Raw genomic sequence first — 16874 nt, 5'->3', positions numbered from 1 at the left:
GTTTAGTATTGACACTCCTCAGCTAAGCTAAGCTGTGGCGGGGATATTGCTTTATTTAACATAGCTCCCGGTCTGCTTTATCCTAGCGCGGTTAATAGTGTAACAGATGCCGATTTTCGATAAATTTTGCTGTAAAAATTTTCGCTGTGAGATTTTTTTGGTAGCATTTATAATTTTGGCTGATTTGACATACTCCCACCGCTAATCGCATATTGTGGGATGTCTGTCCTTTTGACTCTGCGATCGCACCAAGAGTTCCAAAATGCAAAATGACTGTAAATCCCTATTTTTCCCTCTTTGACGTTATGCAGAAATACAAACAATCTATCATCGCAAAGGCGAGTCGGTTGTCCGTAAAACGGACATTAGCAAAACTTACCGTAGGCATTGCCCTGGTACTGCTTCCCTCTGCCTGTCAGACTCAAAATAGCAGCGGTGGAGTTAAGATTGGCACCCTCTTACCCATCACCGGGGACTTATCTCAGTTTGGTTCTGCCATGCAGGATAGCGCCAGCCTTTTGGTTAAAACCGTTAACAGCTGTAACGGTGTTTTAGGTAAACCCGTACAACTAATCTCGGAAGACGATCAAACTCAACCCGCCGCCGGTGCTGCGGCAATGACTAAACTAGCAGAAGTGAATCGCGTTGCCGGTGTGGTGGGTGCTGCTGGCAGCGCCGTTTCCAGCGCCGCTATTGATATTGCCGTTCGCAATCAAGTCGTGCAAATTTCTCCTTCCAGTACCAGTCCGATTTTTAGCGAAAGAGCGAAAAAAGGCGATTTTAAAGGATTTTGGTTCCGCACTGCACCGCCGGACACGTTTCAAGGTGAAGCGCTGGCAAAATTGGCCAAAGCAAGAAATTTCCAGTCTGTGGCAGTTATGGCTATCAATAACGATTATGGTAAGGGCTTGGCGCAATCTTTTATAACAGCGTTTGAAGCTTTGGGTGGCAAAGTGGTCAATCGAGATAAACCCGTTCTATATCCTCCCACCGCTTCCACTTTCGAGTCAGAAGTAGGGGCGGCTTTTGGGGGTAGTCCGGATGCTGTATTGCTAGTTGGATATCCAGAAACTGGTAGTTTAATCCTCAAAGCTGCTTACCAACAGGGATTGCTGGGAAAGAAAACGCAAGTTATCTTAACTGAGGGTATGAAAGATGCCAAAGTACCTCAGCTGATCGGGAAAAATACAGCCGGTCAATATATCGCAGCTGGCGTTATCGGCACAGCTCCCAATACGCGAGGGCCAGCTTTGGCAGCGTTTCTCGATCGCTACAAAAGCGCTTTCAATCGGGAACCGGGAGTTTTTGACGCCAACACCTGGGATGCTACTGCTCTTCTGCTTCTGGCTGCTGAAGCTGCCAAATCTCCCAGCGGTTCTGCCATCAAAGACAAAATCCGAGAAGTTGCCAACCCACCAGGACAACAAGTCACTGATGTTTGTCAAGCGCTATCCCTAATTCGCGAGGGCAAAGAAATCGATTATCAGGGAGCTAGCAGCAATGCGGACATCAACGCCCAAGGAGATGTGACGGGCAGTTACGATGTCTGGACTATTGACAGTACCGGTAGTATCAAGGTACTGAATACGATCGCTGTGAGTGGGTCTTGACATCCTCACCGCACTTCTAGGGCGGTGATTGCCAAGATTACTCGTAAATCGGGATGAGAGGATTTGAACCTCCGGCATCCTGCTCCCAAAGCAGGCGCGCTACCAAGCTGCGCTACATCCCGACGCGCAGATTCTATTATAACCGACTTTTTGGCAATTGGGGGCAAACGATCGAAACTTATCGCTAGGGCGTCGGGATTAGGGGCTGGGGCGTCGGGCAATAAGCGCTTGAAATCAAGGGTTTCCAGAACTCAGAACGTCCTAACCGATGCCTCATCGGTTGCTATGCTTAGCGTTTAACTCAGTTGGGATACCAAAACATTCCCTTGATACCTTCCGGGTCAGAAATAAATCCCAGACCGCGATAGAAATCTAGGACATGAGGATCGGCAAATAAGGTAATGTTGCTAATGTCCTCACTGCGAAGTTTTTTGATCGTAAACTTCATCAACGCCTTTCCCAGCCCTTTCCCTTGGAACTCTGGGTGAACGACCACATCCCAGATTGTGGCATTAAAGGCATGGTCGGAGGTGGCGCGGGCAAAGCCAATCAAACGGCGGCGGTTGCCTCGCACTTCCCACATGGAAGTAACGAGGAAACTATGCTGAATGGCTTTTTTGACCTTACGCAGCGGACGGCGCGACCAACCCACCGCATCGCAGAGTTCTTCTAGTTCGTAGAGGTCTATATCCCGATCGGTACTGAAAAAGATACGACCGTTCCGGTTGGCTCGATCGCCATTGACTGGAACCACATCTTCTTCCATTTGGATGGCCCCAGTTGTCGAGGCAGCATCAGAGTCGCTAAACCAGCTTTTCCAAAAACCCATGCAGGCGTGATTATTGTAGTAGTAGTAAGGAAGTTGGATGGCCGTACTAGCTAGTATATCTCTCGTCTTCCCCTCAGCGATCGACTGATTTTACCAAATTGGTCGATCGGCAGACGGCTGTTACTGTGCAGCCATCTGTAGGAAATTAGTCGATCGAATCGATCAAATGTTGAAATGTACCTTTTTGCTGGCCTTTGACCTGGCAGGCGAGTTTGACCCCAAATGATGGCCCAGGGCTTAAAATCATCTACCCTCGAACTGCTGAAACGCTTTAATCGGTCGTTTCCTCAGTTTTATGAGCAATTTGTCAGCAGTGAGAGCCAACTGCAAAACTTAAGGCTAGCCTATCGGCTCTACAAAAGTAGGCGAGCTGTGATTGAAATGAAACCGGAGGGCAACAAAACTGCTCTCTATTTCGCGTACCGCAATCAGTCTTTCCTGCTCAGCGACATTTTTGGTGTGCTGGCTGCCTACGGGCTGACTATCCACAGTCTTAGCCTATACGGTCAGATTCGCCCACCGATGTTGGTGTTTATTAAGCTGGTAGTATCCCGTGGCAGTAAAGCTTTGACTGAGAAAACTGCGGAAAATGTCTGCCGCGCCATTAGAGAGGCGCTGGCAGGGCGGTTTGAGGTGGAAGAAATGTTAGCTGTGGAATTCAATCTCGATGCAGGCTTAGAGCAGGTAGAAACTGACTTCCACATCGATCAGGTTTTCCATTTGCCCGCTCTATTGATTGAGGCAGATAACCAGCCCGGTTTGTTCTATAAAGTAATGTATGCCATCTGGCAAGAAGATCTGTTGGTAATCAGCGCTAATTTACTCGTATGGCGCGGGCGAACCCGTCTGATTTTATACCTGCTTGGCCCGAATGAAAACATCATTCCAGAATATCTCGGCCAAAAAATAGCGGAAAGTGTACGCTACAGGTTGATGGGCCGGGGCTAGGGAGTGGGGGAGTGGGGGAGCAGGGTCGCAGGGTCGCAGGGGAGCGGGGGAGCGGAAGAATTAATATTTTCCCTTTTCCCGCTCCCTCTCCCTTTTGACTTTTGCCTTTTGACTTTTCTGGCGATCGCTTTTGGCAAAACTTCGGGATAGGATCGAAATATGCCAAGCATAGATATCCTGGGTGTGCCCCACGCCTACGAGTTAACTGCTCCTACTACCTCGGAACCGGTTTTAGTCTTCATTCACGGTTGGCTCTTAAGCCGCCGCTACTGGCAACCTCTAATTGAGCGGTTGGCACCGACTTATCAGTGCTTATCTTATGACTTACGCGGCTTTGGCTATTCCCAAATCAGCAGCAAGCCAAAGTCAAACGGTAGAGGAAATCTAGGAAAATCGAATTCAGACTCGACAACTTCTCTCTACACCCCAGATGTCTACGCTCGCGATCTGGGCATTTTGCTGCAAAAATTAAATATTTCTAGTGCCTGGTTGATCGGTCATTCTTTGGGCGGTACGATCGCCCTCTGTGGAGCCCAACAGTGGCCGGACTATATCAACGGAGTCATCTGTATCAATGCAGGTGGCGGTATTTACCTTAAGGAAGCTTTTGAGCGATTTCGTTCTGTTGGCCAGCAACTGATTAGATTTCGGCCCCGTTTGCTTTGTCATCTGCCTTGGATCGATTTGGTGTTTACTCGCGATAGCGTGGCTCGCCCGATCGCACGTACTTGGGGCCGTCAGCGTCTCATCGATTTTGTCATGGCTCACCCAGAAGCAGCACTGGGGACTTTGCTGGATTCGACAACGGAAGCAGAGGTGAATCGCTTACCACAAATTGTCTCTCAATTGAAACAGCCGGTTTATTTTATTGCCGGTGCTAATGACACAGTGATGGAACCTAAATATGTCCGTCATTTGGCTAGCTTTCATGCCTTATTTCAGTACTGTGGCGAGAATACGATCGAAATACCAAACTGCGGACATCTGGCAATGGTAGAACAGCCAGATACCGTCGCCACAGAAATTTTTACTATCCTTGACCGTCACGCATCTTGAAGATTAGTAACAAAATAGCCTGTTAGGGGTTAGGGGTTAGGGGTTAGGGTTTAGGGGTTAGGGGTGCAGGGGTGCAGGGGGTAGGGTTTAGGGGCTAGGGCAGAGGGAAGAGGGAAGGGGAAGAGTAAAACGGGAAAAGGTGAAAGGAAAACGGGAAAATATTAATTTTTCCGCACCCCTGCACCCCTGCACCCCTGCACCCCTAACCCCTGCACCCCCGCTCCCCTGCACCCCCGCTCCTTCTTCTTTTTGACTTTTGACTTTCCTCAGTTTCTCAATAAAGCTGCATTACATCGGTAATAGCAAGCCGCGATCGCACTCCCAGCGTTAAAGCCGAGGTATGACCCCGATCGAGGTGTTCCGCCGCCGCGCAGCCAATCATCGCCGCGTTATCAGTGCAAAATTTAAGACTGGGGAAGATGACCCGCAAGTTGTGAGTTTCTGCGGCTGCTTGCAAGTGTTTCCGCAATCCGCTGTTAGCGGCGACGCCGCCGCCTACTGCAATCGTGTTGATGTTGCGATCGAGGGCACAGGCGATCGCACGTCGAGTCAGCGATCGAGCTACAGTATCCTGGAAGCTAGCGGCAATATCATTCACCGGTAACGGCTGTACGCCTTCCTGTTCCAGTTTTTGTACCAATCGCAGCACAGCAGTTTTTAAACCACTAAAACTGGAATCGTAAGGATGATAACCGCCACTAGGAAGCGAAACTTTACCTTCTGGGAGGGGAAAGGCATTGGGATTGCCTTCTCGCGCCAGTTTATCAATTGCTGGGCCACCAGGATAACCCAACTGCAACAACCGCGCCACTTTATCGAACGCTTCACCCGCCGCATCATCGCGAGTTTCTCCCAGTTTTTCGTATATACCGCAATCTTTGACATAAATCAAGCTCGTGTGACCGCCAGACACCAGCAGACACAAAAAGGGAGGCTGTAGATCGGGGGCGCTGAGGTAAGAAGCGTAAATATGTCCTTCCAGATGATGAACGCCCACAAAAGGCTTATTCTGAAGTATAGCCAGAGTTTTTGCCGCGCTTAAGCCTACTAGCAAAGCTCCCACCAAACCTGGGGCGCAAGTGGCCGCGATGCCCTCAATCTCTGCCCAGTCCGTACCTGCCTCCTCAAAGGCTTGGGCTATGGCCTGGTTGATTGTTTCGACGTGTTGGCGGGAAGCCACCTCCGGTACAACTCCCCCATACTGTCGGTGGACTGGTATTTGAGAAGCGATGATGCTACTCAAAACTTTACGGTTCTTTACAATTGCCACCGCAGTTTCGTCACAACTTGTTTCAATTGCTAAAACTGTTGCCATTCACTGGTACTTTAAAAAATCAATGTGCTTTCTTAACAAGACTGGCTGCTTTCTAGTTTAGCCAGCTTGGTTGTACAAACAACTTCAACTTCTTGTTCGGAAAACTTATTGTTTTGTAACAAAAGGAAACAATCCATGCGACGATTGTTAGCTCTGATTTTTGCGATCGGTATCTGGTTCACTTTTGCCCCTGCTGCATCTGCTGACGTTGCCGGTCTTGTACCTTGCAAAGACTCCCCCGCTTTCCAAGAACGGGCAGCTAGTGCAGCCAATACCACCAGCGACCCCGCTTCTGGCCAAAAGCGCTTTGAGCGTTATTCCCAAGCACTCTGCGGCCCAGAAGGTTTGCCCCACTTGGTCGTAGATGGTCGTCTAGACCGCGCTGGTGACTTTCTGATTCCTAGCGTTCTGTTTCTCTACATCACCGGTTGGATTGGTTGGGTAGGTCGTTCCTATCTGCAAGCCATCAAGAAAGATAAAGACTCAGAACAAAAAGAAATCATCATCGATGTTCCTTTGGCGATTTCTAAAGTGCTGACTGGGCCACTGTGGCCTTTGTTGGCTTTGAAAGAAATCACCACCGGTGAAATGTTTGCCAAGGAAGAAGAAATTCCTGTTTCTCCGCGCTAGTTTAGTTTTACGCCTTAATTAGGAGGATCGTTCGATGCAGCATTTGCTTAAGTATCTTTCCACAGCTCCCGTTATTGCCGCTGTTTGGATGACAATTACTGCTGGTATTTTGATTGAATTCAATCGCTTTTTCCCCGACCTGCTTTTCCACCCGATGCCTTAAGAACCTATCTTTTGGCTAACTCGCTTAACGAGCTGGTTCGACCTAAAGAGGTATGCTAGTTTTTGCTTAAAGTTATATCTGTAAGCTAAACTGGCAACAACCTTTAACAATTGGATAACTGTTTAAAACTCGTGATTGTTTATAGCCGTTGGGGTAGCGTCCTGTAAACGATCGCGAGTTTTATCTTTGTATCTTTTGGCAGAGTATTAAAATTGAACTTAACCAAATTTATCTCTAACTATTTGTTCCAATAAAAGTTAGCCAAAAGCTATTTTCTAATATAGAAACCTGTTTCTTTAAACAAAAATAGTTTCTATATTAGAAACAAAATGCAGGTGGGTTTTACAGAAAAAAGCCATCTCGCAAGAAATATTTCTGTTTCTTGCAAGATGGATATCCGATGTTACCGGACTTGATATCAAAGAGCTTAGAGAATTTTGACAAATCCTTATTGAGAGGGAGGTTGAAGCAAAGGTTTAGACGATCGCCAAATCGCCAAAGCCACTCTTGAATTGATCGAAAGTCAGATCGATAAATCCATCATAGAAATCACCAGAGTAGCGAGTAGGATCATTCCTTAAATTGTCATCATTATCCTTACCCCAAGGATTTCGCACAACGACGTGCTGAGTACCTCCTGGCTCTAAATAAGTGCTAGTGACTGAATAAGCATGAGTCCCTTTGGCACTCCCGACCAGTAGGGGTACTAAATTTTCAGTTTTAGAATGTGTACCTGCCTCGATCGCTTGACCTTTGTTTAATGCGTTGGTAAGCTCATCAAATTCGACTTGCCTTTGTAGAGTATCATTGTACAAAGTTATTTGTTCTTCGCCGATAGTCTTAACATTGAATTCAGCTGTTGCAGTGCGCCCCGTAATTCGCTCAAGCGGATCTTTGACATTATCACCATTACCAATCAAACTATAACCACCATAAACCTTTGCTCCATTCAAACGTGTTTCTATGCCTTGTATGAATCCTGCATTAGCCGTTATCTCCCTAAATACGGCATAAGCTTTCTCCGCCAAAGGCCCCCAAATTGAAGCGTCACTGTTTACAAGAAGTACTCTGCGATCGGGATTAATTGTGCTGTTTTGTATGATCCCGTCATTTAACTTGACTGGGAATGGCAATTGCATATCTGTTTCAGTCCCACCCCTTTTAGCAAAAGGTATGGAATTGTAATTAGTCAAAGCAATTACGTTTGCCGGCAAGTTTACATTCAGCTTCTCAGTTGCCACAGTTTGATCGACGGTGACGTAATATGTCTCACGGTTATCGTCAAAAAAGCGAAATGTATAAGTGCCATCTCCGTTTGCTTTAATGAAGGGTCCTGTCTCGATTATTTGTTGAGATTGAGGAGTCGCAAAAACTGCCCCTAACGCTGCCATAAACGTACAGTCACCCAAACCACCTTGGTTGATGCCACGAATTCTTGTTTCATTATCTTTACCGTAAAGCTCGCCTTCAATTTTTAAATGCTCAACATTAGTCTGCACCACAGCAGGTTTGTTGGATTTGTTGTTTGCTGTATCACCCGCTCCGATGTATAGAGGTAGTGGATTTATTCCCTTGATCGCCGCCATCGCGTTCTGAAGTACAGTAGCAGTGACGGCGGTATTTTGACCTGTTCGATCGATCGCATCGTTCACTTGAGCAAGCTGAAATTGGACAGAATCAGGCATTCTCAAAGCTACCGCCTCGCTAGCCAATTCCTTCAAATCCGCTTGTTCTTGAACCGAAACCGTTCCATCAGCTGCGGCTTGATTAAAGAACGATAATACATCTTCACGCCCCAAGCTTGTTTTATTTGCCAGGAGGCTTTGCATTCCCGGATCGCTGAGAGTAACCGTACTGCCTTCACCTGTTAACGGTGTCGTCGTAATCGTATAATGACCGTCACCAGCCCTATCTTTATCAGAACGATTGACTTGAATTTGGTAAGTTGTATTAGGCTGAACAGTCAAAGTTAATTCCGAGTCAGTTTCGCCATTAGCATCATCATTGGTGCTAACAGGAACGCCATTAGCAAGCAATCGCACTGAATTGTCAAATGTTTCAGATTCGACGTTAATCCGAATTTGCTCCCCTGGATTAACACCTTGCAGAGTGTAAATATCTGTCTTGTTCGGATCGCCATCAGGGGTAAACGTCCCTGCAACCGTTTCATCGCGACCTATTTGTGAATTAGCTCCCGCCTCCAGCGTTGAGGTTAGGCTAAAGTTTCCTGTTGCCTGCTCGTCCCAAGAGGTGACACGAACTGCATAATTAATTCCTGACTCGACGACAAAATTCAATTGGGAGTTGGTAGTTTCGTCATCGCTGTCATCATTAGAGTCAATGAACTCTTTTGTATCGGCATTAATCAGTTCTAGGTAAGTATCGAAGCTGGAAGAATTGAGGACGATTTTCAATTCTTGCCCTGGATTCACCCCAGTTAAATCCAAACGGTAATCGCGTTTAAATGCGTTGGCTTCATCCGGGTCAGGCAGGTCAGTATTCGTTAAATTGTCAGAGATATTGCCACCATTTGCAGCCAGATTGCCCACAATGGTTGAAGAAGCTTGACCGGAAAGGGTGAAAGCACCTACAGCATTGGCATTATCACCGCTGACGCGCACCATATATGGTGTACCTGGCTCCACAGTAAAATTGATCCGGGAGTTGGCGTTTCCGGAGCCAATGTTATCGTTTTCCGCAATCACTTCTCCAGTGATCGGATCCACCAGTTGCAAGTAAGCGTCATAATCTGCTGTCAAGTCCAGTTGAACTTGCTGACCTGGATCGAGTCCGCTGAGGAGATACTCTTCTGAGTAGCTACCTTTGCGATTCAGATTTGCTCCATCAGATGCGTTTAAGATGCCGCTAATTGAGCCTTTTCCACTTACCAAATCAAATCCAGGCAGCACCTCATTTGGGGGTTTAGGATTGCGGACGGCACGATCCCCTTCCTGTAACCCGCTGGTAATATAATAGTTGAACAGTTGTGCGGAGGTGAGGTTAGAACTGTTGGGAGCCGAGCTTACCTTGCTGTAGTATTCAGCATCGTAAGAATCAGAGAATGCTCGCAGCTCGTTGATGCCAAAGTTGCGGAAGTGATTGTAAAGCTGTTCGTTGCTCAAACTCGCTAAATCTTTATTAGCGCTGCGATAGTAATTAACATCAAATTCATCGGAAGATCGACGACCTTCACGAATCCCAAAAGTGGCAAAATGCGACAGGAGAAACTTGTTATAAGATGACAACTCTGCTGGATTATCTAGCACGGCTTCGGTTGACAAATTTCTAGAGCCAGCGTAATAGGTCAGGAGATCCGGATTGTTTAAATCGTAGTAGTTGAGGTTTAAGGGGTAGGAAAATTCTCGTCCTTCTGCCACCCCAAACATTGCCAGGTGCTGCAATGCTTGGTTGTTATCCAAGCTTTTCAGATCTGAGTTAGCATCTCGATAAAAGTTGAGGTCAACAACGGGAGAAAATAGCCGTCCTTCTTTGACTCCATTATTTTTTAGATGTAGGAAGGCTTGTTCTCGATTTCCTTGAAAAAATTGGTTGACATCATTATTACTTTGTAAGTAAAAATTTATGTCGCCAAATTGTGAAAAATTCCGCCCCTCAGCAACACCTTTATTTTGTAAATGGGCTAAAAGTTGCTGATTAGTAGTTAATCCGGCTGCTTGCAGATCCCCATTTGATGCGCGGTAGACGTTGAGATTGACAAACGGCGAAAATTCTCTTCCTTCGTTTAGCCCAGTTGTTTCAAAGTGGGCGCGTAACTGAGCTTCTGTAGTTATACCAGCTTTAGCTAAATCGGGATTGGCGGCTTGGTAGTAACTGGCATCAAATAAATCAATACTCATCTGTTCACCCTGAATGAAGTTAATGACGATCGATCCCTGAAAAATTGGTTAGCAACTATCGCCCAGACAAAGCTCATCCCCCTAATTCCCTCTGGAATCTGGGAGAGGGGGAGTTTTTCTACCCCACGAGTTACTTTTAGCGGCAGGGGCAAAGGTTTTTCTGTCCCGGCTTAGACTGGTAGCTGGAAAAGTGCTAAAATCATTTAACTAGCGGCGCTGTAGATGCACAACGTCGCTTAAAAAACTTCCAATTAGCAGGAATTTTTTCTTTGACGATTCCGATTAAAGCTTTTCTAAAAAACTTTGTCTATATGAAAAAGTCACAGTAAAGTCACATTCTTTGTAAGAAGTAAAACAAAAAAGTCAGAAAGTAAGAATAAAGTAATAAGTTATACTGTGCTAGTTGGGCATAGTGTTCGGTGCATCACAACGACGGGAGATACTTAAGCAACATGGATGTTGAAAAAGCCATAGAAATTATAAATGCAGCTTTACAGGAAAAGCCTTTAAATAAATTTGAAAAAATGGTGCTTCGTCAATGCTGGGAAGGACGCAGTTATGAAGAAATCGCTACAAGTTCGGGTTACAATGTCGGTCATGTCAAAAATATTGGCTGTCAGTTGTGGAAAAAGCTCAGCTTAGCATTGGGTGAAAGAGTCACCAAAACTAACTTTCGCAATGTTTTAAAACGCTATTCCTACTTTCAAACTACCCTCAGTCAATTACCGGAGCGACAAAAAGAAAACGCTGTTTGCTTATATTTTACCAACGGTTATCCGCAACAATACTGGCAAGAACCTATTGATGTTTCCTATTTTTATGGACGTACCGCAGAACTCGCTACCGTAAAAACATGGATCGTGCAAGACCGTTGCCGAATGGTAGCATTATTAGGGATGGCTGGAATTGGCAAAACTGCTTTTGCGGTGAAACTTGCTCAACAGCTTCGGGATGAATTTGACTATATCATTTGGCGAAGTCTGAGCCACGCACCAGATCTGGCTGATGAGTTAGCTGCAATGATTGGGTTTTTCTCCAATCATCAAGAAAGTGTTCTGCCAAACGATTTAGATAGTCGTATTTTGCAATTGATTGACTATTTGTATCGGTATCGGTGCCTGGTAATACTAGATAAAGTAGAGTCACTTTTTGCAACTGGCGAATTAGTTGGTAAATATCGCCAAGGATACGAAGAGTACGGCAAACTCTTTAAAAAATTTGGACAATCTTTATCAAATAGTTGCTTGCTGCTTACAAGTCGGGAGAAACCAAGGGAAATTGCCTTATTTGAAGGAGAAAAGTTACCTATTCGCTCTCTACAGATAAAGGGTTTATCAAGAGCAGAAATTTCCAAAATATTTAAACTAAAAGATTCGTTTTTAGCATCCGAGTGGGAGTGGGAAACGATCGGGAAATACTACGGTGGGAATCCTTTTTTGTTAAAAATGGTGGCAACTAAAATTCAAGATTTATTTAATGGGAATATTTCTCATTTTCTGTTTTTGCAGCAACACTGTAACCTAATTTTTGATAATATCAACGAGTTTTTAGAGGAACAATTTAACCGTTGTTCGGATTTGGAAAAAGAAATAATGTATTGGCTGGCAATTAATCGGGAACCAATGAGCATGGTAGAACTGCAATCGGATATTTTATCTCTGGAATCAAAGCAAAAGTTACCCGATAGTCTGATTTCTTTGGAAAGCCGATCGCTCATAGAAAACTACTCAGCAACTTACACTCCCATGTCAGAATTTAAAGATTATGTAAATAATCGTTTAATTATACTTATTTCTCAGGAGATAACCTTTAATAAAAAAAACCTGCTCCATCGCCTTTGCCTGTGGAAATCTCCAACGGGAGAAAATCTTCTTTCAGAAGAGATAAATTTCATATTAAAACCGATCGTTGAAAAACTGCGGCAACATTATGAAGGTCAAGCCAATCTGGAAAAGAAACTGAACGAGATTTTATTAGAGATGCGATCGCAATTATCAAAATTGCAGGGATACGCGGAAATAAATATTATTAATTTACAAAAAGTAGCTGCGATCGCGCCCAAAAATAGCGGAGAAAAACCGCAGGAACTAGCAGATGAACGCCGATGAAATTATCTGCGTTCATCAATGCTTGCCTGCCGCAGTACCTCCGCTACCAAACAGTTTTCTTAAAGGTAAATGGGCCGTATTAGCCATTTACCGCTCGAAAATCCGGTTGGGAGGATGTGTGAGTAACTCCTATGCGGTTTTAAATTTGAACTTAGCATCGAGCAAAAAGTGCTGCTTCCAGGTTTTTGAGAGCTGTTTCCAAATCGTCATTGACAATTTGAATATCGAATTCATTAGCAGCTTCAATTTCCTCTTTAGCGCGGCGAAGGCGACGAGTAATGGAATCTTCGGAATCTTGACCTCGACCGCGAATGCGATGCTCTAGTTCGCATAGGGAAGGTGGCAGGATAAATAGACGCAAGGCGGTAGGAAACGTCTGTCGAATTTGTCTTGCTCCTTCTAACTCAATTTCTAAGATCGCGCACTTGCCTTGCGAGATCAGCTGTTCTACGGGTCGGCGGGGCGTACCGTAGTAGTTGCCGGCAAATTGAGCCCATTCCAGCAGCTCGCCATGCTTCACCATTTCCTCGAACTCTTCGACACTGACGAAGTAATAATGCTGCCCGTTAATTTCCCCCGGACGGGGAAGACGGGTAGTCACGGATACGGAAAGTTCGAGTTCGGGATGGTGTTTGAGGAGCGATCGCAGCAATGTACCCTTGCCTACTCCACTTGGCCCCGTAAAAACGATCAGTCTGCCTGTCTGCATATTAACCATTTGAGATTTGAGATTTTAGATTTTAGATTGGTTTTTAGCCCAAAATCCCAAATCTAAAATCTAAAATGGACAGGTTTAATGTTCGCTGGCAGCACCATCTTTACTGATCACGAAGCGATTGGCGACCGTTTCCGGCTGAATCGCTGAGAGAATAACGTGGCTAGAATCAGTAATGATGACAGCCCTAGTGCGACGCCCGTAAGTTGCGTCAACTAGCTGGCCCCTATCCCTAGCGTCAGTGATGATACGCTTGATAGGGGCAGACTCCGGGCTGACAATGGCAACCACCCGGCTTGCAGAAACGATATTGCCAAAACCAATGTTGATTAGCTGAATATCCATGACCAATTGACCGCCTACCGATATGAGGAGCTAGTAATATAATTTCAATGGTAATTCCAAAAATTTGGACTTACAAGCCTAAAAAAGACGATTGTTCTTGTTTTTAGCTTATATCTATTGTTTTTCACCTTTTTCCGAATTTGACATCAATCAAAAGATATATAACTGAAGGGCATAGATGGTAAGGCTTTGTGGGTTACCGATTTCCCCCTCTCCCCTACATTCACTCTTACCTGAAACTTTAACGAACACAATGACAATATAAAGATTGTGTAAAATCAACTACTCCTTATGGACAGTACAGTTATGCCCACTTTAGTCTGGAAGAACACGGAGCCAGATGTCTGAGTTCGCTATGTGAATCTAGCAAGGGATGCGTCTTACTTAACCCGGATTCAGTAAACCCAGACAAACAGCACAAGGGAAGCTAGGGAGGAAAAACGATGATCCGCATACGCCACACATTATTCGCACTGGCAGCAGCAGGGGTGGGAATGTTCTCGATACCCGCAGTAGCGAACGCCTTCTCGCTAGTGGATAGAACCGGTTTTACCGATACTGAGTTTAACGATCTCATTAAGACGGGAAAATTTACAGAATTGTTTGTTGCTGAAAGCCGTATTGGTAACAACAGTACGAGTACGGCAGAGCGTGAATTAGGTATAAATACAGCTATTACGCCTGACCCTAACAATCCTAATCAATTGGTGGGTGGTTTGCCTGTTGTTTCTGGCGAACGTGCTTGGACAAGTGGGGCTCTAGTGGATTTCGTTTTGGAATATACGGGAAGCGTAGTTAATTATACTGTTGGCGGTCAGCTGCTCAGCAGTACAGCTTTTAGTGGGCCAGTAACTGACATTTTCCTCCGCACCCGTGCTGGTGGAGACGTCTCCAAGGGAATCAATGGTAGCACAATGGGGTTGAGCGACCTGGTTTTTGAAGAAGTGGGAATTGGCAGTTTGTCTTCTTCCGTTACAGGCACAGGCTCTGATGTAGATTATCTCCAGATCGCCAATATATCTGCCCCCTTCAAGCTGACCGGTAAGTCTATGATGAGCTGGATCGGCAACAACCCCAAAAATTCTCAACTCGCTTATCAAATTAAAGTTGGTAATACACAGTCTCAAAGTATACCTGAGCCTGCTACCGTGGGTGCGCTGTTGCTGACTGGTGCGCTGGCTTTAGGTAGCAGAAAACAGCAAAAAGCTTGAAGAGGGGCTAGAAAGTTAAAAGTCAAAAGTCAAAATAAAAAATAGAAAAGGGGTTTATTTGTCCAAGTCTTATAAACTGGGGATTGGCGAGTAAATCAAAAAAGCTTCGATCGTGCAACCTGTTGATTTCACCACACTGACGGCTGCTAGCTGCGATTTGAGAGCCAACTGGCTACCATCGCGCATCGAACAGGTTTATCAGCGCGATCGCTACACCATTGCCCTAGCTTTGCGAACTCTCAAGGGACGCGGTTGGCTGACTGTTTCTTGGCATCCCCAAGCCGCACGCCTCTGCATTGCCGATCCGCCGCCCAAAACTCCGGATACCTTTACGTTCAGTCAGCAGTTACGGCATCAATTAGGGGGTTTGGCACTGATCGCAATTGAACAGATTGCCCCTTGGGAGAGGGTTTTAGACTTCCAGTTTGGTAGGCGTCCCGGAGAACCTCCACTGTGGCATCTCTACGTGGAAATAATGGGCAAATACAGTAATGTCATTCTCGCTGATGCCGACAATTTAATTATTACTGCGGCGCATCAAGTCAGCCCACAACAATCGAGCGTCCGTCCCATCCTCACCGGACAACCCTACGAAGTTCCACCAGTTCTCACTGACCCTATACCCAGTTCGATCGAATCTCAACAGCGCTGGCAGGAACGAGTTAGTCTGGTACCTGGGAAAATCGGGCGCTGTTTGCTGAAAAATTACCGGGGTTTAAGTTCTTCTTTGGTGCAGTCGATGGTGGAAGCCGCAGGACTGGAAGCAGATCGATCTACGGAAACTTTAACTCCATCCGATTGGCAGGGTTTGTTTGCTAAATGGCAAGAATGGTTGCGAGCATTAGAACAGTCTAAATTTCAATTTGGTTGGATAGGGAAAGACCTAACTGCTCAACCCCTTTCCCTGCAAGGGAAGGAGTCGGGACAGAAATCGGATTTGATTCGATATGAAGGATACACCGTACTGGGTTGGGGTGCGATCGAACCAGCTAAAGATATCCATACTTTGCTCGATCGCTACTATACCGAAGAACTCGATCGACAAGAATTCTCTCAGCTACGCCATCAACTCAGTCAGAAACTCAACAGTATTTTAGGAAAATTGCGCCTTAAGGGTCAGACCTTCACGGAACGGTTGCGCCAGTCTGATGGATCGGATTTGTACCGACAGCAAGCAGATTTGCTCATGGCGCATCTCCAGGAATGGGAACCTGGCTTAAAATCGATTACCTTGCCCGACTTTAACACCGAAAATCCCGTTACTATTCCGCTCGACCCAGAAAAGAATGCCGTCCAAAACGCCCAAGCGCTCTACAAGCGTCATCAAAAACTCAAACGCGCTCGTGCAGCGGTTGAGCCGCTACTAGCGGAAGTGAAAGCGGAAATTGATTATTTAGAGCAGGTAGAAGCGACCGTATCTCAACTAGAGACATACACAACTTCCGAAGATTTACAAACCCTGGCAGAAATACGGGAAGAATTGATTCAACAGCGATATCTTGAAGAATTAGAATACAGCCGTGCGAACAAAAACGACGAGGAATCTCATCCGTACCGTTTCCGTACTCCCAGCGGGTTTGAGTTATTGATCGGGCGCAATAACCGCCAGAATGACCAGCTGACGTTTCGGGTTGCTGGCGATTACGATTTGTGGTTCCACACTCAAGAGATTGCTGGAAGTCACGTACTCTTGCGTCTGGAGCCTGGGGCTGTACCTGACGAAGCGGATTTACAGTTTACTGCCGATCTTGCTGCTTACTATAGCCGTTCTCGACAAAGCGATCGCGTTCCAGTCGTTTACACCCAACCCAAGTACGTCTACAAGCCCAAAGGAGCAAAGCCTGGAGTGGCTATTTACAAGCAAGAACGGATTATTTGGGGTTGTCCTCCGCAGGCTATTAAGTATATCACGCAAAGTGACCGAAATTAAAAACTGACTTACGTGTTTTAACGGTGGATTTGGTACATAACAGCGTAGACTATAGAAATAGAGGTATATGGGAAGTACCTCTGTCTAAGGAAATAAATATGCCAGGTAAACTTTTGTAAATTTGTTTCTCATGTTACAATAAGTTTACAGAGCTTTA

Annotated in this window: 13 protein-coding genes and 1 tRNA gene; 8 read left to right on the top strand and 6 right to left on the bottom strand. The window is 45.6% G+C overall.

Translation table 11 applies throughout. The annotated features are described in order from the left end of the window. Positions 1-269 precede the first annotated feature (269 nt). Positions 270-1610, top strand: coding sequence for an ABC transporter substrate-binding protein (locus ACE1CD_RS33155; protein WP_374794960.1), 1341 nt, complete (start codon positions 270-272; stop codon positions 1608-1610). A gap of 48 nt (positions 1611-1658) precedes the next feature. Here ACE1CD_RS33155 and ACE1CD_RS33150 read toward each other — a convergent pair. Both ACE1CD_RS33150 and ACE1CD_RS33145 read right to left on the bottom strand, forming a co-directional pair. Then, a tRNA-Pro gene (locus ACE1CD_RS33150) sits at positions 1659-1732 on the bottom strand. Between the two features lie 179 nt (positions 1733-1911). Next, positions 1912-2376: a GNAT family N-acetyltransferase gene (locus ACE1CD_RS33145; protein WP_374794961.1), complete on the bottom strand. Its 465-nt coding sequence runs from the start codon at positions 2374-2376 to the stop codon at positions 1912-1914. A gap of 288 nt (positions 2377-2664) precedes the next feature. Between ACE1CD_RS33145 and ACE1CD_RS33140 the strand changes: the two genes are divergently transcribed. Both ACE1CD_RS33140 and ACE1CD_RS33135 read left to right on the top strand, forming a co-directional pair. Continuing rightward, positions 2665-3387 (top strand): hypothetical protein, encoded by a 723-nt coding sequence (locus ACE1CD_RS33140; RefSeq protein WP_190475841.1) that lies wholly within the window; start codon positions 2665-2667, stop codon positions 3385-3387. Positions 3388-3546: 159 nt separating this feature from the next. After that, the gene (locus ACE1CD_RS33135) at positions 3547-4443 is read left to right on the top strand and encodes an alpha/beta fold hydrolase (RefSeq protein ID WP_374794962.1); all 897 of its coding nucleotides are present in this window, start codon (positions 3547-3549) and stop codon (positions 4441-4443) included. A 274-nt stretch (positions 4444-4717) separates the two neighbouring features. Here ACE1CD_RS33135 and tsaD read toward each other — a convergent pair whose 3' ends face one another. Then, positions 4718-5758, bottom strand: a complete 1041-nt coding sequence (gene tsaD / locus ACE1CD_RS33130) for a tRNA (adenosine(37)-N6)-threonylcarbamoyltransferase complex transferase subunit TsaD (RefSeq protein ID WP_374799168.1) — start codon at positions 5756-5758, stop codon at positions 4718-4720. A 135-nt stretch (positions 5759-5893) separates the two neighbouring features. Between tsaD and ACE1CD_RS33125 the strand changes: the two genes are divergently transcribed. Together ACE1CD_RS33125 and psaJ are read left to right on the top strand one after the other, a co-directional pair. Continuing rightward, on the top strand, positions 5894-6388 hold the full coding sequence (locus tag ACE1CD_RS33125; RefSeq protein WP_374799166.1) for a Photosystem I reaction center subunit III: 495 nt from the start codon (positions 5894-5896) through the stop codon (positions 6386-6388). A gap of 34 nt (positions 6389-6422) precedes the next feature. Next, a complete protein-coding gene (gene psaJ, locus ACE1CD_RS33120; RefSeq protein WP_190470966.1) occupies positions 6423-6551 on the top strand; it encodes a photosystem I reaction center subunit IX in 129 nt (42 codons plus the stop codon). Between the two features lie 476 nt (positions 6552-7027). On the opposite strand, the gene ACE1CD_RS33115 is transcribed toward psaJ, so the two are convergent. After that, positions 7028-10408 carry a C2 family cysteine protease gene (locus tag ACE1CD_RS33115; RefSeq protein ID WP_374827461.1) on the bottom strand — a complete coding sequence of 1127 codons (3381 nt, stop codon included), beginning with the start codon at positions 10406-10408 and terminating at the stop codon, positions 7028-7030. Positions 10409-10860: 452 nt separating this feature from the next. Here ACE1CD_RS33115 and ACE1CD_RS33110 point away from each other — a divergent pair, with 452 nt between their 5' ends. Then, positions 10861-12516 carry an NACHT domain-containing protein gene (locus tag ACE1CD_RS33110; RefSeq protein WP_374827460.1) on the top strand — a complete coding sequence of 552 codons (1656 nt, stop codon included), beginning with the start codon at positions 10861-10863 and terminating at the stop codon, positions 12514-12516. 151 nt (positions 12517-12667) lie between these two features. Here the strand turns inward: ACE1CD_RS33110 and gmk are convergent, their stop codons facing one another. After that, positions 12668-13225 carry a guanylate kinase gene (gene gmk, locus ACE1CD_RS33105; protein ID WP_374799186.1) on the bottom strand — a complete coding sequence of 186 codons (558 nt, stop codon included), beginning with the start codon at positions 13223-13225 and terminating at the stop codon, positions 12668-12670. 84 nt (positions 13226-13309) lie between these two features. Beyond that, complete coding sequence (gene remA, locus ACE1CD_RS33100) at positions 13310-13576, bottom strand: extracellular matrix/biofilm regulator RemA (RefSeq protein WP_190470974.1); 267 nt, start codon at positions 13574-13576, stop codon at positions 13310-13312. A gap of 443 nt (positions 13577-14019) precedes the next feature. On the opposite strand from remA, the gene ACE1CD_RS33095 reads away from it, so the two are divergent. Further along, positions 14020-14787, top strand: a complete 768-nt coding sequence (locus ACE1CD_RS33095) for a choice-of-anchor W domain-containing protein (RefSeq protein ID WP_374799159.1) — start codon at positions 14020-14022, stop codon at positions 14785-14787. A 112-nt stretch (positions 14788-14899) separates the two neighbouring features. Beyond that, the gene (locus ACE1CD_RS33090) at positions 14900-16717 is read left to right on the top strand and encodes an NFACT family protein (RefSeq protein WP_374827459.1); all 1818 of its coding nucleotides are present in this window, start codon (positions 14900-14902) and stop codon (positions 16715-16717) included. The last annotated feature ends 157 nt before the right edge of the window (positions 16718-16874 follow it).

It is taken from the genome of Aerosakkonema sp. BLCC-F183, assembly GCF_041929145.1.
Classification (GTDB): Bacteria; Cyanobacteriota; Cyanobacteriia; order Cyanobacteriales; family Aerosakkonemataceae; genus Aerosakkonema.
The sequence above is the reverse complement of the archived record's forward strand: the minus strand, read 5'-3'. Positions and strand labels throughout refer to the sequence as shown.